The following is a 19,864-nucleotide window of genomic DNA, read 5'->3' as shown; positions in this document are numbered from 1 at the left end:
TGGCGAAATCAAGGGGAGGGAAGCCAATGTACTCAGTGATCGGAAAGCTCCAAAGCCGCACGTTGCGCGTCGTTTGGATGCTCGAAGAGCTGGGACTACCCTACGAGCTTGTCGCCGCCGCGCCGCGTTCCCCGGATGTCGTTGCAGTCAACCCGACGGGCAAGGTGCCCGTGCTGGTCGTGGACAATACGCCGATCACCGATTCGACGGCGATCCTCGCCTATCTGGCGGATCATCACGACAACTTCACCTTTGCCGCCGGCACCCTCGAGCGCGCGCGGCAGGACAGCCTGACCCAGTTCCTGCTCGACGAGTTCGACGCGGCACTGTGGATGGCCGCACGGCACAGCTTCATCCTGCCCGAGGAGTTGCGCGAAAGCGCGATCAAGAAGAGCCTGAAATGGGAGTTCGAACGCAGCCAGCGAACGCTGGTCAGCCGCATGGGCGAGGGCACTTACCTGATGGGCGAGAGCATGACCGTGCCCGACATCATCCTGGCCCATTGCGGCATGTGGGCCCAGACCGCGCGTTTTCCCATCGTCGAGCCGAAACTGGCGGATTATCTGGAACGCATGTGCAACCGCCCTGCCCTGAAACGGGCGATGGCGGCGGAAGGCGGCGATGGGGATTGACCCCGTCCCCAGTCTTGGCGCCAATCCAAAGACCCTTGCGATGAAGCCCGATCTCTCCTTTGAAAAAGCCGCCTGGCAGGGTGGTGCGCGCCTCGTCGCCGGTGTCGACGAGGTCGGGCGCGGCCCGCTGGCCGGTCCCGTCACCGCCGCCGCTGTCATTCTGGACCCGGACGCCATTCCGGAAGGCTTGAACGACAGCAAGAAGCTGAGTGCGAAGAAACGCGATGTGCTGGCGGATCTGATCCTCGAAACCGCGCAGGTCGCAATCGTGCATGTCGGGGTGGAGGAGATCGACGCTGTCAACATCCTGCGCGCCTCCCACCTGGCCATGCTGCGGGCGCTGGAGCGCCTGCCCGCGCTCCCGGACCTTGCCCTGATCGACGGCAACATGACTCCCCGGGGACTCACCTGCGCGGGGCAGACCGTGGTCAAGGGAGACGCGAAATGTCTGTCCATCGCGGCGGCCTCGATCGTGGCAAAAGTGGCGCGCGACCGCCTGATGGTGGATTTGGCGCAACAGCATCCCGGCTACGGCTGGGAACGCAATGCCGGATACCCGACGGCTGAGCATAAAAAGGCACTCCGAGATCTTGGGGTAACCCCACATCATAGGCGTTCCTTCGCCCCGGTGCGCAATATCTTGTATCAAGAGAATTCGACAAGCCTTTGATTCAATAAAGAATTTGACGCCGAATCACCAATGAATCATTCTGTCTGCAACACGACGCCACCAAAAACAGGGCGCGGGACGAGGCAGACATGAACAAAACCACGACCAAGGCAGCGGCCAAGACCCTGCCGCTGAACACGATTCTTTCCGGCGACTGCATTGCGGAGATGAAAAAGCTCCCCGATGACTCGATCGATCTGATCTTTGCCGATCCGCCCTACAACCTTCAGTTGAAGGGAACGCTGCACCGGCCGGATAATTCACTGGTCGACGCGGTGGATGACGAGTGGGACAGCTTCTCCTCCTTCGGCGCCTATGACCGCTTCACCGAGCAATGGCTCGCCGAGGCCCGTCGCCTGCTGAAACCCAATGGCGCGATCTGGGTAATCGGTTCGTATCACAACATTTTCCGCGTCGGCGCCAAGCTGCAGGATGCGGGTTTCTGGATCCTCAACGACGTGGTGTGGCGCAAGTCCAACCCGATGCCGAATTTCCGCGGCAAGCGGCTGACCAATGCCCATGAGACGATGATCTGGGCCGGCAAATCCGAGGCCAGCAAATACACCTTCAACTACGAAGCGCTGAAGGCGCTCAACGAGGGCGTGCAGATGCGCTCCGACTGGGTGCTGCCGATCTGCAATGGCGGCGAGCGGCTCAAGGATGCCAATGGCGACAAGGCCCACCCCACGCAGAAGCCGGAATCGCTGCTGCACCGGGTGCTGATCGGTTCGTCCAACCCCGGCGACGTGGTGCTCGATCCGTTCTTCGGCACTGGCACCACCGGCGCCGTGGCCAAGATGCTCGGGCGGGATTTCATCGGCATCGAGCGCGAAGCGGCCTATCGCAAGGTCGCCGAGGCACGCATCGCCAATGTGCGCCGTCTCGACAGCGATGCGCTCAAGGTGACGACATCGAAGCGCGCCGAACCGCGCGTTCCCTTCGGCCAGCTCGTGGAGCGCGGCATGCTGCGTCCGGGAGAGATGCTGACCTCGCCCAATGGCAAGGCCGCCAAGGTGCGCGCCGATGGCACGCTGATCTCCAAGGACACGAAAGGCTCGATCCACCAGGTCGGGGCCGCGCTGGAAGGCGCGCCCTCCTGCAATGGCTGGACCTACTGGCACTTCAAGCGCGACGGCAAACCGGTGCCGATCGACGTGCTGCGCCAGCAGATCCGGGCCGAAATGCAGACCCGCCCGTCCTGACATAATTTCAATCAGTTACCGCCGGTGCCTGTGGCCTGACTACAGCGGCACCTACTTGCCCCGCCTTGTCCAAAGGCGGGGTTTTTTCAGTCCGTTTCAGGCTTCAAGGCACAAGGCTGGAATAGTGGAGCAACCCCCAACCGGCGAGCACGCGGTCGAGCTCGGCCCAGAGCGCTCCAAAGGCAAACGGGTCCATCCCGCGACGCTTTGCGATGGCGGAAAGTGAGGCCTTCCCGTCGATCCCGGCCAGCAGCGGGGCCGCCTTTTTCGGCAAGCTCAACCGCAGGCTTTCCCCGCCGAGCGTCATGTTGACCTGCCCCTTGGCCGCGATGGCTTTCGCCAGCGCCGACCCGGCCACCCCCTTGAGATGCGGAACCAGCGAAAGGTCCTTTGGGCGGGCCAGTGCGGCCTCGGCACGGTCCGGCCATGTCGCGTAGGCGATATGGACCTTGATCGTGCCGCGCAGGTTCTCGGCCGCCTGCATCGCGGCGCGCGGCCCGAGCTCGGGCGCAAGCCCTTTCGGCAGGAACGGCGCGGGGTCGTATTGCGCAGGCGGGATCATCGCCACGCAGGAAAGGCCCGCACCTTCGATGGCTTCCTGCAACTGGGTTACCGTGTAGGGGCGGTCGCGCCCGTGCAGCAGCAGGTCGAGAAAGCCCGCATCGCTCACCTCGTGGTCGACCAACTGCTGGTTGCGCTTGAACGGATGCCCCTCGGGAAGTTTGGCGAGGATCTTTCGAGCCACCGCGATGGCCTCTTCGGGCGTCATGCCATCGGTCAACGCGTTGAAGGCATCCTGCAACGGATACACGCCCGAACGGCCATGTGGCGCGTAGACCATGAGCCCCATGCCACCCTTGGGAGCGAGGGCTGACGCGAGCGCGTCGAAGCCAGCCTGCGGCTCTGGCAGGTGATGGAGCACGCCGCAGCAGTCGATATAGTCGAATTTCCCGTAATCGGCGGCATTTAGCAGGCTATCGGTATGAAACCGCACGCCCTTGAGCCCGCGCGTGGCGATTCGCGCCTCGGCGATCTCGCGGGATTTCTCCGACAGGTCGAGATAGGTGATCTCGTAGGGCGCACTGGCATTGGTCAGGATCTGCGCCATCTGCACCAGCCCGTCGCCCGTGCCACCACCGGCGACTAGAATCGAGGTTCCCGCCTTCCAGTCGCGTTTGCCACCAAACAGGTGGTGGTCGATCTCGAACGGATAGGAGGGGGAACCGACAACCAGCCGGCGTTTTTCGTCGGCCGGGTCGCGTTCCGGATAGGGAAAATCTTCGTATTGACGCTGCACCTTGTCCATGCCGGTCAAATGGCGTGGGCCAGCCCTTGGATGCAAGGGCTTTCTGGCGGCCCGCTATCGCGGCATAGGGTTGGTCGCGAATTTATAGGGTCTCCAGTCCTGAACATCCGGATAGAACTGCCGCCGCCACGCCCGCACCCTTGGATTCATCCGCCGCCGCCAGAGCGGCGGGATCATCGCCAGGAAAGCCATCACCGGGTAGCCATATGGCAATTGCGGCGCCTCCTCCTCGGAGTAGGTCTGCAACAGCGGGAAACGGCGCTGCGGCTTGTAATGGTGGTCCGAATGGCGCTGCAGGTTGATCAGCAGCCAGTTGGACGCGCGATGCGAGGCGTTCCAGCTATGCCGGGGCAGCACATGCTCATAGCGCCCCTCGCCCAGATGTTTCCGCGTCAGACCGTAATGCTCGACGTAATTGACGACCTCCAACTGCCAGACCGCAACCAGCGCCTGCCAGCAGAAGAGCAGCAGCCCACCCCAGCCGCCGACGAACAGCGCCAGCGCCAGAAACAGCGCCTGAAGGCTCCAGTAGCGCCAGAACGGGTTGGAGCGGTGATGCCAGGGCAGGCCCTTGCGGGCGAGCATGGCCTTCTCGGCGTGGAAGGCCGAGACCGCGCAACCGGGCAGGACCCGGAAGAAGAAGCGGTGAAAGCCCTCGTTATAGCGCGCGGTCACTGCATCGCGCGGCGTACCGACATAGCGGTGATGAACCAGCAAGTGCTCGGTGCGGAAATGGCCGTAGAGCACGCTCGCCATCAGCAGGTCTCCCAGCCAGCGTTCGAGCCGGTTGCGCTGATGCATCAACTCATGGGCATAGACGATGCCGGTCGTGCCGGACACGATGCCCATTCCGAAGAACACCATGAATTTCTCCGGCCAGGTCAGGTGCGCGGCGTCGGGCACGTAGGAGATCAACCAGAACAGCGTTCCGAATTGGACCGGGAACCAGATCAGCGTGATCAGCCGATACCAGAACAGCTCGTCATCACGCGTGGCCAGATCGGCGTCTTCCTCGTAGAGGCCTGTGATCTCGTCCAGAATCGAGAACATGCCCCAGGAAAAGAGCGGCAGGACAAAGACCCAGACCCCGCCCCGCGTGGCCGACAGATAGGCCAGTGGCACCATGAGCAGAGAGAGCCAGAACGGCAGGGCATTCTGGAAACGGGCAACCTGGGAAGCGGGGATCATCGTCGGACCTGCCGTCTGGAAAACTGCACCGAGCATACGCCTTCGGCGTCGGCGATCAAAGCGGCGGCAGGGAGGATTCCGCGAGCTTCCAGACTTTTCGCATCAGGGTTGGCAACGAAGACGGCTCAAATTCCGCTTTGTCCACGAAATCACCGCGACTTGCACCAACCTCATGGCTGACACATGCCACGCGAATGGCCAGCCGGAGATGGAAATGGGTGAATGTGTGGCGCACTTCGCCTGGCACCTCCTGCCAATCAGCGGCGAATGGCGGCGCCTCTGTGGGTGAGTCGCCCCAGTCGCTCCCCGGCCAGCCGAGCATCCCCCCGAGCAGCCCGCGCGGTGGACGGCGTTCCAGCAGCAACGCCCCATCGCTTCGGCGGGCAACATAAGCGTACCCCAGCCGCACCGGCTTGGGCGCCTTGCGGCTCTTTCGCGGTAGTTCGGCTGCATTGCCTGCAGCCCGCGCACGGCAGGGCGTCACGAGCGGGCAGATTCCGCAAGCAGGTTTCGTCGGACTGCAGATCGTCGCGCCGAGATCCATCATCGCCTGCGCGTGATCGCCGGGCCGCCGCGCCGGCGTGAGCTTGCCGGCCAACTCGGTCAGTTCCGGCTTGGCCTGTGGCAGCGGTGTTTCGACGGCAAAGAGCCGCGACACGACGCGCTCGACATTGCCATCCACCACCACTTCCGGGCGGTCAAAGGCGATCGCCGAGATCGCGGCCGCCGTGTAGGGTCCGATCCCCGGCAGGGTGAGCAGTTCCGCGCGTTCGCGTGGAAATTCTCCTTCCCACTCACCGGACACAGCCCGCGCGCATTTCAACAGGTTCCGCGCCCGCGCATAGTATCCAAGCCCCGCCCATTCGGCCATGACATCGGCATCCGCCGCCCCGGCCAGAGCGTGCACATCCGGCCAGAGCGACAGGAAACGTTCGAATTTGGGTCCGACGGCCGCAACTGTCGTCTGCTGCAGCATCACTTCGGACAGCCACACCCGGTAAGGGTCCGGCCGGACCCCGGCGCGCAAATCCGCTGGCGCAACCCGCCAGGGCAAAACCCGCGCATGGCGATCGTACCAATCCAGCAGCGCACCGCCCGCCGCCTTGACGTCATCGTCACGCAATATTTATTCTCCGTCGCCGCGTAGTGCTGGTTCCTGTCGCACAGACGGGTAAGATAGTGCGGAACAGGAGATTTGTCAGGCATGAAGCCGCGTCAGGACAGCACGAAACCAGCCCCGCGCCGCAAGCGCGGCTTCGAGCGGACATCCGGTCTGCTCGCGCAGCGGATTCGCAAGGCCTCCGAGAGCCGTGGCTTTTCGGAGACGCGCCTGCTGACCCATTGGGCCGAGATCGTCGGCGCCGAGTTTTCCGAGGTTTCCCGACCTGTATCGGTCTCCTACACCAAGGGCGGTTTCGGCGCGACGCTGACCGTTCTGACCACGGGTGCCCAGGGGCCGATGCTGCAAATGCAAGAGCCGCGCCTGCGCGAGAAGATCAACGCCGTCTACGGCTACAACGCCATCGCGCGCATCCGTTTTACCCAGACATCGCCCACCGGTTTCGCCGACGGCCAGGCGGAATTCCGGCCTGTCGCGAAGCCGGCGCCAAAGCAGCCGGACGCGGCCTGTTTCGAACAAGCAGCCGACCTTGCCGCGGACGTGGCCGATGACGGGCTTCGCCGCGCATTGGAAGCGCTCGGCGCCGACGTATTCCAGAAATCCAAAAAGACCTGATCGGAGACCCCTGAATGAAGCGCTACCTCACCATGACGGCCCTGGCCGCCGTAGCAGCCACCGGTATCGGCTACTGGATGAGCCAAAACGCCAGCACGCCACAACTGCCCGCGCTGGTGGGTGCCGCACAGGCCGCCGAGGGCCATGAAGTTGTCGAGATGACGCTGGGCAGCCCGGACGCCAAGGTGCAAGTGATCGAATACGCGTCCTTCACCTGCGGCCATTGTGCGAATTTCGAGAAAACGGTCTTTCAGGAAATCCGCAAGAATTACATCGACACCAACAAGATCGGCTTCACCTTCCGGGATGTCTATTTCGACCGCCCAGGCCTCTGGGCCTCGATGGTCGCACGCTGCGATCCTATGCGTTATTTCGGCGTTCAGCACCTTCTGATGGACGATATCTCCGCCTGGGCTTCCGGCGAGCCGGCGCAGATTGCCGACAACCTGCGCAAGGTCGGCCGCAAGGCGGGCCTGACCGACGAGAAGGTCGATGCCTGTCTGCAGGATGCCGACATGGCACAGACCCTCTACGCGTGGTGGGAAGCCAACTCCGAGGAGCATGACATCAACTCCACGCCGAGCTTCATCATCAATGGCGAGAAATACTCCAACATGAGCTACGCGGATTTCTCCAAGTTGCTCGACGAGAAACTGGCCGAGTAAGCGCTAGCAGGTGGGCGTCAGCAGCCGATCCAGCGGCGCCCAATCCTCCAGCTCCAGTCGCACGGGAACACTCAACACGTTCCGCCTGAAGGACGCCGGCATCCGCACGGCGTCCTTTTCCGTTGTCACCAGTTGAGCGCCAAGCCGTTGGGCCTCTGTCTCCAGCCGGGAGATCAGGGCGGGGGTCAGCGGCTGGTGGTCTTCCAACGCCTCGGCCCGCAGGATCTCGGCCCCCAGCCCGCGCAGGGTGTGAAAGAATTTCTCCGGGTAGCCGATCCCGGCAAAGGCCAGCACCCGCAGCCCCTCCCAGTCCATGCCCGTCTGCAGCGGCACCAGCGCGCCGCGCGCCCGGGGCACTCTGGCCGCCTCGACCGCCGCTCCCCAGGTTTCGGAGAACCGCAGCTGCATCTCTTCCGACCCGATGGTCAGGACGAGATCGGCCCGGGCCAGCCCCGCAGGAACGCTTTCGCGCAGCGGGCCGGCGGGAATGCAACGGCCATTGCCAAAGCCACGCGCGGCATCGACAACGACAATGGAGGCCGCTTTCTCGACCCACGGATTTTGAAAACCGTCATCCAGCAGGACGCATTTTGCCCCAGCGGCCTCGGCGGCCCGCACACCCGCAGCCCGGTCCTTGGCTACCCAGACCGGCGCGAAAGCCGCGATCAGCAAGGGTTCATCACCAACGTCGTCGGACTCATGCTGGGTCGGGTCGACCTCAACAGGGCCTTCCAGGCGCCCGCCATGCCCCCGCGTGACGACATGAGTACCCTCGCCCAGCCGCTGGGCCAGTGCGATGACAGTCGGGGTCTTTCCGGTGCCGCCAGCGCTGATATTTCCGACACAGATCACAGGGATTTCGCTCAGATACCCCCTCGCCCCGCTCAGGCGGCGCGCGGTTGCGGCGCCGTAGAGCGCACCAAGCGGCGCGAGAAGCCGTGCCGCGAGCCCCGGGCTCTCGGGTGGCCTGTTCCAGAATTCCGGTGCGCGCATCAATCCGTCCTTGATCTCAGTGCCTCGGACACAACCCTCACCAACCGCTCCAGAACCTGGGTTCCGTCCGATGCAATATCCCAGGCGTTGAGCGCGAGGAGCGCCGCACGGTCCGGTGCCAGAAGCTCGGTCAGGGCCGCCCCCAGACGCTCGCTGTCGGCGACAAGCCGGCAAGCGCCGCCGCGGCGCAGCCTGCGCAGGGTCTCGCCCTCGGCCCCGGAATAGGGTCCAGACAGGATCGCAGACCCCAGAGTAGCGGGGTGAATGGCCGCCGGAACAGTCGTATCCGAGAAGGTTCCGCCCAGAAAGCTCACCGGCGCGAGCCGATAGAACAGGCCGATCTCCTCCTTGCTGTCGGCAACGAAGATATCCGTTGCCTCGTCCGGCTCTTCATCCGCATCCCGCCGCGCCACGTTCCATCCTTCGGAGCGCAGCATCCTGGTCAGGGCCGGCCCCTCCGAATCCTCTCGTGGCATCAGGATCAGAAGCAGCCGATGCGCTGAGCGCCGGGCCACCCGGTGCGCTTCGAGAATGGCCGGAATCTCGCTGGGATCGGGCGCCGCGGCCAGCCAGCTTGGCCGCCCCCGCAGCGCCTCCGCCAACGCCATCCGCTCGGCTTCGAGACAGTGCGGCGGATGCGCGATCCGGGTCAAACGGCCGGTGACTTCGACCCGCGCAGGCACCGCTCCCAGGGACCGAACCCCCTCGAATTCGTGCGAATCCAGTACGAAGATCCGTTCGAACAATCCCAATTGCCGGCGTTCGATGGCGCGGGATCGCGGCGTCGTGGCTTCGGGAGCCACACCGTTTTGCAAGAAGAGCGGCACGGAGCGCCGCGCGGCTGCGTCCAGCAGCATAGGCGAATCCACCCGCTCGAACCATATCCCGGCATCGGGGGCCCAGTGGTCCAGGAAACGCAGGTTTATGCGGGGGCTGTCAACCGGCGGCAATTGACAAATAAACTGACCGGTATTCATCGCGCGCCTGCAACGCACGGCGTCGGGAGAGGTGACAAGCATGGACGTGCCCGCTACCTCAGCATTCAGGCCTTCGACCAGCGACGCCAGAGCACCCGTCTCGATACGCCCCGGAACATGGCACCAGACCAACGGCCCATCGGGGCGAGTCATCTCGCTGCGGGCAAGCTGTTCGGCTGCATTGCGGCCTTGCTCTCCCCCGTGCGCAAGCTCGTTGGAAAGCTTGCGCACCTGCCCTGAGGCGCGCAAATGCGCACGCAGGCGTGGAAGGGTCAGGCCATCCAAGGGTGGCCTCAGCCGAGTTCCTCGGTGGAAGAGGCTTCCGTCTCTTCGTCCCGCAGGCGGTGCAGATGTGCTATGAAGTAGCGCATGTGCGCGTTGTCCACGGTTTTCTGCGCATTTTCCTTCCACGCATCATGGGCCGAGGCGTAGTCCGGAAACATGCCGACTATGTGGATGTCGTCGATATTCTTGAACTGGTTCTTGGACGGATCGACAAGTTCGCCACCAAAGACGAGGTGCAGGCGCTGTGCCATGGGGATCTCCCTGTTCGTTCGTGCATTTTGGCGGCACCCTAGCCGGATGCTGCGGCGCGTCAAGGCAGGGGGCGCTAACGGTGGACGACAAGGCAGGCCGTCACGCATTTACGCCGAACAACATGGCCGAATGTCAGTGTCGCGGAAAATACTTCCATTCGGTGGCGCGCGCTTCGCGCGCGTGAACGATCCTGCGGCTCGTGCCTCCGGCGGGGATTTTTTTAGCCAGAAAAAATCACGCATGCAGACCCTTCTTCTGACATCAAATATCCCGGAAGTTTTGAGGGCAGCGCCCCTAATGACACGTCAATCGCCGCTTTTCGATAGGATCTGGGTTCAGTTCGCCAGACGGGCCAGGATTTCGCCGTGCACGCCCGGTGTTGCGCAAACGATGCCCTTTGCGCATCGCTCGACGGTGTTGAAACGGATTGGCGCGCCGTGGCGATCGCTCACCCTGGCTCCGGATTCGGCGGCAATGAGGGCGCCCGCGGCAATGTCCCATTCCCAGCTGTCGCGCAGGGTCAGCATCCCATCGAACCGCCCCTCGCCCACAAGCGACAGACGGTAGGCGAGCGAGGACCGGAAGTGTCTTTTGACGACCGGGGCTCCCCCTTTCCAATGCCGCGCATTGAAGGTCGGGTGCGCGGCGAGAATATCGGCGCCGTCGAAGCTCTGCCTTGGGCTGGCGGCAATCGGATGGTCGTTGAACCGCGCGCCCTTGCCATCCTCGGCGGAATAGAGCTTGCCCAGCATCGGCAGGTAGACGACAGCCGCCACGGGACGCCCGTGCTCGACCACGGCAAGCGAATGCGCCCAGGTCTTGCTGCCTTCGATAAAGGCCCGTGTGCCGTCGATGGGATCGACCACGAAGACGCAGGCGCGTGCGAGACGCTCCGGATCGTCCTCGCTCTCCTCCGACAGCCAGCCATAGCCGGGCCGCGCGCCCGTCAGCCGATCCCGCAGCATCGCGTCAACTTCGAGATCCGCTTCCGTCACGGGCCCCTGCCCGTCATCCTTCTCCCAAACGCGATGTCCGGACGTGAAGTGCCTGCGGCCAATCTCGCCCGCCGCCCTGGCAGCCTCGACAAGCAGGCTCAGGTCACTGTCCGGCAAGCGTCAACCCTTCCACAAGCAATGAGGGCACAACCCGGCTCAGATGCGTCCGCGCGTCATTGGCCGGCACGAGGCTGCGCAGCATCTCGCGCAGGTTGCCGGCAATGGTGCATTCATTGACCGGATAGGTGATCTCGCCATTCTCGACCCAGAAACCGAAGGCGCCGCGCGAGTAATCGCCCGTCATCGGGTTGATCGTGGCGCCGATCATCGAGGTCACGAGCAGCCCGGTTCCCATCTGCGCAAGCAACTCATCGCGGCTTGCGCTGCCTTGGGTCAGCGACAGGTTGGTCACCGAGGGCGACGGCGGCGCGGAGGTGCCGCGCGCGGCATTGGCGGTGCTTTCCAGTCCGAGTTTGCGGGCGGTGGCGATGTCCAGCACCCAGCGTTTCAGCACACCGTCCCGGACGATGTCGCGGCTTGCCGTCGGCAGGCCCTCGGCATCGAAAGGGCGCGCGGCGGCGGTGCGCGGGCGCAGAGGTTCTTCCACCACGGACAGCCCGTCGGGCAGCACGCTCTCGCCCATCGCGCCGCGCAGCCAGGAGCCACCGCGCACGATGGCGTTGCCGTTGATCGCATTGAGCAGATGCGCGATCAGCGAGGAGGAAATGCGCTCGTCATACAGCACGGGAAAGGCACCGGTGGGCGGCTTGCGGGCGCCACGGCGCGCGATCGTACGCTCCGCGGCCGTCAGGCCGACGTTCTCCGGCGAGTCCAGGTCGGACCGGAACACGCGCGAATCGCCGTAATAATCGCGTTCCATCCCGGTGCCCTCGCCAGTGATGGCCACCGCGTAGAGGCTCGACTCGCTGCGCGCATAACCACCGGCGAAACCGGCGGAGGTGGCGATATGCATGCGCCGCCGTCCATAGCCCGCACCGACCGTGTCGACCCGCGAGATATCCTTGACCGAGAGCGCTGCCGCCTCGGCCTCGCGCGCGGCTTGTTCCAGCGCGGCCGGATCGGGCTCATCGGCGGGATCGAAAAGCTGCAACGCAGAGGCATCCACATCTTTCGCGAATTGCTCCGGCGTGGCCTGGGCGACACCGGGGTCTTCCGGCGCCTCGCGTGCCATGGCGACCGCGCGTTCGGCCATTTCCGCAAAGGTCGCGGGCGAGAGATCCGAGGCCGAGACGCAGGCCTGCCGCTGCCCGAGCATCACCCGAAGGCCGACATCGACCCCTTCGGACCGTTCCGCTGTCTCCAGCGCGCCACCGCGCACCTCGATGGAAAGCGAAGTGCCATCCACGGCGATCGCGTCCGCGGCATCGGCTCCGGCGCGCGCTGCCGCATCCAGAAGCGCCTGGGTCAGGGATTCGAGCGGCTGGTCCATTTTCTATGCCTCGTATGCTTGCCTCACCCATCCGAGCTAGGGCGGATTGTCGCCCGGCGCAAGCGCTCCCCGACTTGAAGATCCCCCGAGTGAAGACATATCTCGGCAGCATTCCGGAGCCATCCCCAACGGAGCCTGATAAATGCGTGTCCTCCCCCTGTTACTCTGCCTCTGCCTTGCCGTGCCTGCCACCACGCAGGAGCGCCCTCCTGTCAACGAGGCCGAGATCCAGCTCTCCTTTGCCCCTGTCGTGCGCGCAACCGCGCCGGCCGTGGTCAATATCTATGCCAGCTGGGTCACCGAACGCAGCGCCAGTCCTTTTGCCGACGACCCGTTCTTTTCGCAGTTCTTCGAGGGCTTCGGCCGGTCGAGCCCGCGCGTGCAGAACTCGCTCGGATCGGGCGTGATCGTCGACGAGAGCGGTATCGTCGTCTCCAACTACCACGTGGTGCGGAAGGCAACCGATATTCGCGTCGTGCTCGCCGACCGGCGGGAATTCGATGGCGAGGTGCTGCTGAGCGACCGCGAGGCCGATATCGCGGTGATCCGCCTGCATGACGCCGAAGACCTGCCCGCACTGGATCTGGCCGATTCCGAAGCAACCGAAGTGGGAGACCTCGTGCTCGCCATCGGCAACCCATTCGGCGTCGGCCAGACGGTGTCCTCCGGCATCATCTCGGCCACCGCGCGCACCGGGGCCGCCACGCGGACGGGATCGGGCTATTTCCTGCAAACGGACGCGCCGATCAATCCAGGCAATTCCGGCGGGGCACTGGTGGATATGAGCGGGCGGCTCGTCGGGCTGAACACGTCGATCCTCACCCGCTCGGGCGGCTCGAACGGGATCGGTTTTGCCATTCCGTCCAATCTCGTCGCCCAATATGTCGCCCAGGCGCAGGTCGGAAACGAGGCGTTCGTGCGCCCATGGTCCGGCATGAGCGTGCAACAGGTCGATGGCGCACTGGCTGCCGCGCTTGGGCAGGGCGTGCCCGCCGGCGTGCTGGTGAGCGAAATCCACCCGGAGAGCCCCTTTGCCAGCTCGGGACTGCGGACAGGGGATGTGATCCTGTCGATTGCAGGCCTGTCCGTGAACACGCCCGACGAGTTGGATTACCGGATGGTGACGCTCGGCGCGGGAACCGAGTCCGAGATCGAGCTTTTCCGCGATGGCGAGACGATGACCGTTTCGGTGACACTGGCCGAAGCGCCGGGCGATGACAGCATCGAGCCGGTGCGGCTTGGCGGCGGCTCGGCGCTCTCGGGCCTCGTGCTGGCCGATGTCACGCCGCGCCTGATCGACGAACTGGACCTGCCGATGAGCGCCACCGGCGTCATCATCCTGCGGGCCGGCGGTGCCTCGGCGCGACTGGGCCTGCGGCCGGGAGATGTGGTTGTGAATCTCAACGGGGTCGACATCGAGACCGCGGCCCAGCTTGAGGCGCAAGTGACGCAGGGGGCGCGGGGCTGGGAAATGGTGGTCGAACGGCGTGGCAAGCTGCTGCGGCTTCGGGTGCGCGGCTGACAGGCGGGACCTTTCGGCGCCATTGGTCCGGTTGGCATGGACCATGGCGCTGGCCTGCTCTAACAGTTTTGCAACATCCGCGGCCGGTTGCGATCGGCCGCGCAGGATTGCTGGAGACCTCGCGTGCCCATCCCCCCCGGCTCCCCGAGCGAATTGCGCCGACTGACCGAACTCTCGACCATCCTCATCCGCTACGGATTCGGGGACCTGCTGCGCTATGCCGGGGTCGACCAGATCCTGGAGAAAGCCGGAGAACTCCTTCACCGGGGCAAACAGGAAAGCGTTGCCGACGAGCCCGCCCCGGTGCGAATGCGCAAGGCCCTGGAAGAGATGGGCCCGAGCTTCATCAAGCTGGGCCAGATCCTGTCGACGCGGGTGGACCTTTTTCCACAGGAATACATTCGCGAGCTGGAAAAACTGCGCGACCACGTGCCGACCCTGAGCTTCGACAAGCTCGTGGTCGAGATCGAGGAAGAGCTGGGCCGCCCCCTGAAAGAGGTTTTCGAGCGGATCGACATCGTACCGCTGGCCGCTGGCTCCATTGCCCAGACCCACCGGGCACAACTGAAAACCGGCGAGGACGTGGTGGTCAAGATCCGCCGCCCCGGCATTCGCGGCGTGATCGAGGCCGATCTGCGCCTGCTCACCCGAATCGCCCGCTTCGCGTCCCGCCGCTTTGAAGACGTGGCGCGCTTCCACCCGGAGGCGATCATCAAGGAATTCGCGAATTCCATCCATTCCGAGCTGGATTTCGCCATCGAGGGTCGCAACGCCGAGACCATCGCCACGAATTTCGCCGACGATCCCGACATCTCCTCGCCCAAGGTCTTCTGGGAGTGGACGAACGAGATGATGAACGTGCAGGCGTTCATCGATGGCATTGCCGGCAGCGACCGCGCGGCGGTGGAAAGCGCCGGTTTCGACAAGAAGGAAATCGCCCTGCGCGGCGCCAATGCCGTGCTGAAGATGATGTTCGAGGACCGGTTCTTTCATGCCGACCCGCATCCGGGCAATGTCTTCTACCTGCCCGGCAACAAGATCGTCTTCATCGATTTCGGCATGGTCGGACAGTTGTCGCGCCAGCGCCGCGACGAGATGGTGGACCTGCTGCACGGCATGGTCGAGCGGCGGGCCGACAAGGTCACCGAGATCCTGCTCACCTGGGCCGATGCCGACGCCAAGCAGAACCTGCAACTGGAAAGCCGGATCGACGCCTTTATCGACCGGGTGCATGGCGTGGCGCTGGAACGGCTGGATATTGCCTCTCTGACGCGCGACCTGTTCTCGGCCATGCGCGATCATGACCTCGCGCTGCCGTCGGATCTGACGCTGATGGCCAAGGCCTTTGCCTCGCTCGACGGGATGGGCCGGCAGCTCGACCCGGAGTTTGACATGGTCGAGGCCGCCCGCCCCTTCCTGCGCCGGCAGATGCTGCGCCGCTATGCGCCAGACCGACTGGCCCGCAAGGCCCGCGAGGGCGCGGCCGAAGGGCTGGACCTTGTGACCGGCCTGCCCAAGGATCTCAAGAAGCTGCTGCAAATGGCGCAGCGCGGCCAGATCCGCCTCGGCATCGATGTGGTTCAGATGGAGCACTATCTCGACCGGATCGACCGCTCCGTCACCCGGCTGACCATGGCCATCGTCACGGCGGCGCTCATCATGGGCTCTTCCATGGTGATGAGTTTCTCCGGCGCGAAACTGCCCATCGGCCTGTCTGTCTTCGCCATGATGGGCTTCATGGCCTCCATCCTGGGCGGGCTTTGGCTGATCTACACCACCTGGCGCAGCCGCGGCGGCGGCGGCCGGCGTTAACCTTCGTAGGGCTCGACTTCGTCGGCCGAGATCGCGTAGCCGATATCGGCGAGGTCCGTTGAAAGCGCCGCCCGGCCGAACACGCCCGTCACCCAGACAGGCTCGAACAGGCCCGAGAATTCCAGCGGTGTCTCGCTCGTCACCAGGATGAGCTGGTTTGCGGGCGGCGGCGGTACGTGGATGCAGGCGCCGACATAAGGAACCAGGATGAAGGTTGTCACGCCGGTGGAGAGGTACTCCAGCGGCACGACAAAGCCCGGGATCCTGACCAGCTTGCCGTCATAGGCGTCGGTGGTGGGGGCATCCTCGGATACCTCGGGCATGGAGCTGATCTGGTCATGCGAGATCACGCCCATCCTCTCGGCCGCCGCCTCCAGCGCGCCGCCCTCATGCGGGATCAGGTCATCCCAGTCCAGCTCGATCACGTCTTCTGCCCGCAGCGGGCTGGCCGCAAAAAGCATTCCCGCGAGGGTGACGCCCAAAAGGCTGCGCCGCGTATGATCTGTTGTCATCTCGTCTCTCATTCACTCACGGCGCCAAACGCGCCCGTAACTTCTCCGGATGTCGCTACATAGGCGGCGACGGGAATCAGATCCGTGGCCGATTTGATCTTGCCGGCAGTCATCACCTCCCGCAGAGGCTCCACCATTCCGTAGTCGTAACGAAAAACAAACTGTCGGGCCACCGCATCGGCGTGCTCCGGGAAGGCATGCACGAACCCGCTCAGGGTTTGGAGGATATAGGTGCGAAGCGCGTCATCTCCGCCCCCCGCGTGGATCGCCAGCGCTTCAATCGCGCTTTCCGCTGCATCCGGATCGGTCTGCCCGGACAGGTATTCCGTCACCAGCCACTCCACACCCGCTCTCCCATCAAGCTCGATCAGGGCGACGGCGAAGGGGCCGAGATACATGGCTCCACCTCTCTTCGCGCGGTCCAGGCCCTTGACCACCGCCTCTCGGGCTGCGTCATCGCCGCTTCGACCAAGCAGGAGGATCCGGATCGGAACGAACGGGATCTGGTCGATCTGCCAGATCTCCTGCAGGATCGGGGCTGCTGCGGGCGACATGTCCAACTGACGAAAGATGTCATAGGGCGCGCGATCGAGTTCGCGCAGCGCGAGGCCGCGAATGGCCTGGTCTTCGCTCTCCAGACGGTCGGCAAAAAACTGGTAGCGGGCCAGATCGTCGCCCATGATCCAGTCCTCCTTCCGGGCCATCACCTCCTCCAGCAACGCACGATACACTGGGTCGACATAGGCCAGCCGCATGAACGGCCCATAGCCGCCGCCGTCGCGGGCAAACAGAACGGCGTCCTCCGGATTGGCCGCGAGCCGTCGCCGTGTGGAACTGTCGACAAGTGTCGGAAGATCGGCCTGCTCCAGGGTGCCTTCCAGTGCCTCGACGGCCTCGAAACGAAAGGGATCGTCGGCAGCAGGCCGCGCCAGGACGACGTTTTCCGTCATCATCAGCCGGTCGATCACCGTCATCTCCGGCAAATAGGTATGGAAGCTGCAGGCATGGACCGGGCTGGAATACCCGATCACCAAAGCCACGAGAGCTGCAATGCCCCTTTTCACGCGCGTTTCCTTGTCCAGTTCAGTTCCGAACAGTCATGCCATCGGCAAGCGACATTCGATAGGCCCGAATGGCGGGGAACAACCCCACCAGCCCGCCGGCCAGCACGATTACGCCGATCCAGCTTGCCTCGAACCTGCCCGGCGCCGTGAGCGGCAGGTAGAGCCCGAAGGCTGCGTCCACCCACGGGCGCGCCACCACTAGCCCCAGATAGAGCAGGGCCAGCCCGAGCAGCGCCCCCGCTAATGCGATGAGCAGCGCCTCAAGCATCAACATGCCAAGGATCACCCCCGGTCGCGCGCCGACGGATCGAAAGATCGCCATTTCCCGCCGCCGTTCGTTCAGCCCGGCAAAGATCATCGCCGCCATGCCTAGAAGTGCTGTCGCAACCACCATGGCGGAAACGCCGACCAGCGCGGATTCGGCCACGCCGACGATCTGCCAAAGCTCCTGCAGCGCAACGCCGGGCAGAATCGCCAGCAACGGCTCGGCCCCGAACTCGTTGATGTCGCGTTGCAGGCGGAACACCTGCATCCGCGATTTCACGCCCAGCATCGCCGCTGTGATGCTGTCGGGCGCAAGATCCATCGCCCGCACCTCGTCGGCGGAGAGCGGATTGGCCGATCTTGCGCCATTTTTCCAATCCAGATGGATCGCGCTTATTGCTTCAAGGCCGACGATGACCGTGCGGTCCACCGGGGTGCCGGTTTTCTGCAAAATGCCAGCGACGCGAAACGGTTTGTCGTCATGCTCGGTGAAGGAAGCCAGCCCGTGCGAGACCACGATGGGATCGCCGATCCGGTAGCCCAGATCCCGCGCCACATCCGCGCCGATCACTGTGTCGAACAGATCCTCCAGCCCGGCGCCCTTGGCAAATTCGAGCGACCGGCCGCCGCGATACCGGTAGCGGGCGAAGTATTCCGCGCTGGTGCCCATCACCCGGAAGCCGCGATGCGAATCCCCCAGTGAAATCGGCACGATCCAGTCCACTTCCGGGCGCGCGGCGATTTGTTGGTAGCTGTCCCAGCCGATATTGTTGGTCGCATTGCCGATACGAAAGACCGAGTAGAGCAGCAATTGCACACCGCCCGTACGCGCACCGACGATCAGGTCCGTCCCCGAGATCGTGTCGGCAAAGCTGGTGCGCGCGCCGGTTCGGACCTTTTCCACTCCGAGGAACAGCGCCACGGAGAGCGCGATGGCAAAGACCGTCAGCCCGACGGTGAAACGCCGGCTGAAAAGCGACCGGATGGCGAGGCGGAGGAGGATCATGTGGTGTCTCTCCGAACGACGGCGATATCTTGAATGTCGAGACGCCGGTCAAACCGTTCGGCCAGGCGGATATCGTGGCTGACGAGCAGCAATGTCGCGCCCATCTGGTGTACCTGTTCAAAGAGCAGATCGAGAAAGGCCGTTTGCGCATTGGCATCGAGCGCCGAGGTCGGCTCGTCGGCAATGATGATCTGCGGCTGGCCTATCAGTGCTCGGGCGACCGCGACGCGCTGCTGTTGGCCGGTGCTGAGCGCGGCTGCCTGCGTGCGTTCGACAAGCGCCGTCGGCAGACCGAGCGCCTCGGCCAACCGCAGCGCTTCACCGCGCCCGTCGGGGCAACGCCGCCGCCGTTCCGGGGCAAAGCGCAGCGGCAACAGGATGTTGTCGAGCGCCGTTGCATAGGGCAACAGGTTGAACATTTGGAAGATCACGCCGATCTGCTCGGCGCGAAACCGGTCCCGCGCCGCGCCTTTCATGATGACGATATCCTGTCCGGCGACCTCGATCCAACCATCCGAAGGCTGGTTGATCCCGCAGATGAGGCTGAGAAGCGTCGATTTCCCGGAGCCGCTCTCTCCCAGCAGGAACACCGTCTGGCCCGAAGGAACGGCCAGTTCGGCAATCGACATCTGAAAACGCGGCGTGCCGCTCCATGCGAACTCCACGCCGGACATGTAGATGGCGTTTTCTGTCCCCGTTTCGCTCGCCGTCATGTCCGAAATCAGATCCGCCCTTCCAGCTTCAGCACCGGTGCATCGCGTGTCAGTTCGGCACCGAAACTACCCTTGTCCGAGATCGCCTGAACCTCAAGCGCTTGCGCACGTTCGAAGGCCTTGAAGTAATTCAGGGAGACGGTTTCAAGCCGATCGATGCGTTCGCAAATCAGAACGTATTCGGCGTGAAACTCCGAATGCTCGCCTGCGCCTTCCTCGTGGGCATGCTCGTTCTCTTCACCTTCGCCCTCGTCATGGGCATCGTCTTCGGACGTTTTGCCGTGTAACTCCGCTTCCGCGGCGACGAAATCGCAGCCTGCCGCCACGTCCAGAACGAACAGGTCCCCAGGGTTGGACAAAAGGTTCAACGCCAGCGCAACGGCGGCCTTGTCCTCGACGTCCCGCGCCGGATGCTCGAAACCCACGATATCGGCACCGGGAGCGCGCAATTCCATGAGGATGTTCTTGCCTTCGACCGCGATATCGAGCGCGCCCGTGCCATGCACATGGGCCTCGTGCTGGTGCATATCCTGAGCGAGGGCTGCCCCGGCTGCGGAAATAGCGAAAACCGAAAGAACGGTAAATCTCATCGACGCCTCAAAATGAAATGTTATCTCGTAA

The 19,864-nt window shown here is 64.2% G+C and carries 20 protein-coding genes; 7 read left to right on the top strand and 13 right to left on the bottom strand.

What is annotated here, in order from left to right; all coding sequences use genetic code 11:
• Positions 1–26: 26 nt before the first annotated feature.
• The 3 genes from AX756_RS13075 (at position 27) to AX756_RS13065 (ending at position 2,504) form a co-directional block, all read left to right on the top strand.
• Positions 27–632, top strand: coding sequence for a glutathione S-transferase family protein (locus AX756_RS13075; RefSeq protein WP_068311997.1), 606 nt, complete (start codon positions 27–29; stop codon positions 630–632).
• Entirely contained in the window at positions 622–1,302 is a 681-nt protein-coding gene (gene rnhB / locus AX756_RS13070) for a ribonuclease HII (RefSeq protein WP_438938401.1), read from the top strand. The genes AX756_RS13075 and rnhB overlap by 11 nt, the downstream gene beginning before the upstream one ends.
• Before the next feature lie 89 nt (positions 1,303–1,391).
• Positions 1,392–2,504 carry a site-specific DNA-methyltransferase gene (locus AX756_RS13065; protein WP_068311994.1) on the top strand — a complete coding sequence of 371 codons (1,113 nt, stop codon included), beginning with the start codon at positions 1,392–1,394 and terminating at the stop codon, positions 2,502–2,504.
• Positions 2,505–2,607: 103 nt separating this feature from the next.
• Here AX756_RS13065 and AX756_RS13060 read toward each other — a convergent pair whose 3' ends face one another.
• From AX756_RS13060 to mutY, 3 genes are read right to left on the bottom strand one after another with little or no spacing between them, the layout of a single operon-like run.
• Positions 2,608–3,810 (bottom strand): class I SAM-dependent methyltransferase, encoded by a 1,203-nt coding sequence (locus AX756_RS13060; protein ID WP_068311991.1) that lies wholly within the window; start codon positions 3,808–3,810, stop codon positions 2,608–2,610.
• Positions 3,811–3,864: 54 nt separating this feature from the next.
• Positions 3,865–4,998 carry an alkane 1-monooxygenase gene (locus AX756_RS13055; RefSeq protein ID WP_068312179.1) on the bottom strand — a complete coding sequence of 378 codons (1,134 nt, stop codon included), beginning with the start codon at positions 4,996–4,998 and terminating at the stop codon, positions 3,865–3,867.
• 55 nt (positions 4,999–5,053) lie between these two features.
• Complete coding sequence (gene mutY / locus AX756_RS13050; RefSeq protein WP_068311988.1) at positions 5,054–6,121, bottom strand: A/G-specific adenine glycosylase; 1,068 nt, start codon at positions 6,119–6,121, stop codon at positions 5,054–5,056.
• 81 nt (positions 6,122–6,202) lie between these two features.
• Here mutY and AX756_RS13045 point away from each other — a divergent pair, with 81 nt between their 5' ends.
• Positions 6,203–6,733, top strand: coding sequence for a DUF721 domain-containing protein (locus AX756_RS13045; RefSeq protein WP_068311985.1), 531 nt, complete (start codon positions 6,203–6,205; stop codon positions 6,731–6,733).
• 14 nt (positions 6,734–6,747) lie between these two features.
• Positions 6,748–7,398, top strand: a complete 651-nt coding sequence (locus AX756_RS13040; RefSeq protein WP_068311982.1) for a DsbA family protein — start codon at positions 6,748–6,750, stop codon at positions 7,396–7,398.
• A 3-nt stretch (positions 7,399–7,401) separates the two neighbouring features.
• Here AX756_RS13040 and lpxK read toward each other — a convergent pair whose 3' ends face one another.
• The 5 genes from lpxK to AX756_RS13015 form a co-directional block, all read right to left on the bottom strand.
• Positions 7,402–8,391: a tetraacyldisaccharide 4'-kinase gene (gene lpxK, locus AX756_RS13035; protein WP_068311979.1), complete on the bottom strand. Its 990-nt coding sequence runs from the start codon at positions 8,389–8,391 to the stop codon at positions 7,402–7,404.
• Positions 8,391–9,653, bottom strand: coding sequence for a 3-deoxy-D-manno-octulosonic acid transferase (locus tag AX756_RS13030; RefSeq protein WP_068311976.1), 1,263 nt, complete (start codon positions 9,651–9,653; stop codon positions 8,391–8,393). Before AX756_RS13030 ends, lpxK begins: the two co-directional genes overlap by 1 nt.
• 8 nt (positions 9,654–9,661) lie before the next feature.
• On the bottom strand, positions 9,662–9,904 hold the full coding sequence (locus tag AX756_RS13025; RefSeq protein ID WP_068311973.1) for a DUF4170 domain-containing protein: 243 nt from the start codon (positions 9,902–9,904) through the stop codon (positions 9,662–9,664).
• A 336-nt stretch (positions 9,905–10,240) separates the two neighbouring features.
• Positions 10,241–11,017, bottom strand: coding sequence for an inositol monophosphatase family protein (locus AX756_RS13020; protein ID WP_068311970.1), 777 nt, complete (start codon positions 11,015–11,017; stop codon positions 10,241–10,243).
• Positions 11,004–12,350 (bottom strand): TldD/PmbA family protein, encoded by a 1,347-nt coding sequence (locus AX756_RS13015; RefSeq protein ID WP_068311967.1) that lies wholly within the window; start codon positions 12,348–12,350, stop codon positions 11,004–11,006. The genes AX756_RS13020 and AX756_RS13015 overlap by 14 nt, the downstream gene beginning before the upstream one ends.
• A 142-nt stretch (positions 12,351–12,492) precedes the next feature.
• Between AX756_RS13015 and AX756_RS13010 the strand changes: the two genes are divergently transcribed.
• Positions 12,493–13,872 carry a trypsin-like peptidase domain-containing protein gene (locus tag AX756_RS13010; protein ID WP_068311964.1) on the top strand — a complete coding sequence of 460 codons (1,380 nt, stop codon included), beginning with the start codon at positions 12,493–12,495 and terminating at the stop codon, positions 13,870–13,872.
• 123 nt (positions 13,873–13,995) lie between these two features.
• Positions 13,996–15,684, top strand: a complete 1,689-nt coding sequence (locus AX756_RS13005; protein ID WP_068311961.1) for an ABC1 kinase family protein — start codon at positions 13,996–13,998, stop codon at positions 15,682–15,684.
• Here AX756_RS13005 and AX756_RS13000 read toward each other — a convergent pair.
• The 5 genes from AX756_RS13000 to AX756_RS12980 are packed head-to-tail and all read right to left on the bottom strand — an operon-like array spanning position 15,681 to position 19,833.
• On the bottom strand, positions 15,681–16,196 hold the full coding sequence (locus AX756_RS13000) for a DUF3299 domain-containing protein (protein ID WP_068312177.1): 516 nt from the start codon (positions 16,194–16,196) through the stop codon (positions 15,681–15,683). The genes AX756_RS13005 and AX756_RS13000 overlap by 4 nt on opposite strands.
• A gap of 8 nt (positions 16,197–16,204) precedes the next feature.
• The gene (locus AX756_RS12995; protein WP_156461491.1) at positions 16,205–17,260 is read right to left on the bottom strand and encodes a hypothetical protein; all 1,056 of its coding nucleotides are present in this window, start codon (positions 17,258–17,260) and stop codon (positions 16,205–16,207) included.
• Between the two features lie 19 nt (positions 17,261–17,279).
• Entirely contained in the window at positions 17,280–18,527 is a 1,248-nt protein-coding gene (locus AX756_RS12990) for an ABC transporter permease (RefSeq protein WP_068312174.1), read from the bottom strand.
• A complete protein-coding gene (locus AX756_RS12985; protein ID WP_068311956.1) occupies positions 18,527–19,243 on the bottom strand; it encodes an ABC transporter ATP-binding protein in 717 nt (238 codons plus the stop codon). The genes AX756_RS12990 and AX756_RS12985 overlap by 1 nt, the downstream gene beginning before the upstream one ends.
• 8 nt (positions 19,244–19,251) lie before the next feature.
• A complete protein-coding gene (locus AX756_RS12980) occupies positions 19,252–19,833 on the bottom strand; it encodes a DUF2796 domain-containing protein (protein ID WP_082739094.1) in 582 nt (193 codons plus the stop codon).
• Positions 19,834–19,864: the final 31 nt, after the last annotated feature.

This window comes from Aliiruegeria sabulilitoris, from assembly GCF_001558155.1.
In the GTDB taxonomy this organism is placed as follows: domain Bacteria; phylum Pseudomonadota; class Alphaproteobacteria; order Rhodobacterales; family Rhodobacteraceae; genus Tropicimonas; species Tropicimonas sabulilitoris.
This window is presented reverse-complemented; position numbering and strand designations above follow the sequence as displayed.

Bases quoted from the DNA above. Each gene is read 5' to 3' on its own strand.
- AX756_RS13075 (WP_068311997.1), top strand. From the start codon at position 27: ATGTACTCAGTGATCGGAAAGCTCCAAAGCCGCACGTTGCGCGTCGTT.
- rnhB (WP_438938401.1), top strand. From the start codon at position 622: ATGGGGATTGACCCCGTCCCCAGTCTTGGCGCCAATCCAAAGACCCTT.
- AX756_RS13065 (WP_068311994.1), top strand. From the start codon at position 1,392: ATGAACAAAACCACGACCAAGGCAGCGGCCAAGACCCTGCCGCTGAAC.
- AX756_RS13060 (WP_068311991.1), bottom strand. From the start codon at position 3,810: ATGGACAAGGTGCAGCGTCAATACGAAGATTTTCCCTATCCGGAACGC.
- AX756_RS13055 (WP_068312179.1), bottom strand. From the start codon at position 4,998: ATGATCCCCGCTTCCCAGGTTGCCCGTTTCCAGAATGCCCTGCCGTTC.
- AX756_RS13045 (WP_068311985.1), top strand. From the start codon at position 6,203: ATGAAGCCGCGTCAGGACAGCACGAAACCAGCCCCGCGCCGCAAGCGC.
- AX756_RS13040 (WP_068311982.1), top strand. From the start codon at position 6,748: ATGAAGCGCTACCTCACCATGACGGCCCTGGCCGCCGTAGCAGCCACC.
- lpxK (WP_068311979.1), bottom strand. From the start codon at position 8,391: ATGCGCGCACCGGAATTCTGGAACAGGCCACCCGAGAGCCCGGGGCTC.
- AX756_RS13025 (WP_068311973.1), bottom strand. From the start codon at position 9,904: ATGGCACAGCGCCTGCACCTCGTCTTTGGTGGCGAACTTGTCGATCCG.
- AX756_RS13015 (WP_068311967.1), bottom strand. From the start codon at position 12,350: ATGGACCAGCCGCTCGAATCCCTGACCCAGGCGCTTCTGGATGCGGCA.
- AX756_RS13010 (WP_068311964.1), top strand. From the start codon at position 12,493: ATGCGTGTCCTCCCCCTGTTACTCTGCCTCTGCCTTGCCGTGCCTGCC.
- AX756_RS13000 (WP_068312177.1), bottom strand. From the start codon at position 16,196: ATGACAACAGATCATACGCGGCGCAGCCTTTTGGGCGTCACCCTCGCG.
- AX756_RS12985 (WP_068311956.1), bottom strand. From the start codon at position 19,243: ATGACGGCGAGCGAAACGGGGACAGAAAACGCCATCTACATGTCCGGC.
- AX756_RS12980 (WP_082739094.1), bottom strand. From the start codon at position 19,833: ATGAGATTTACCGTTCTTTCGGTTTTCGCTATTTCCGCAGCCGGGGCA.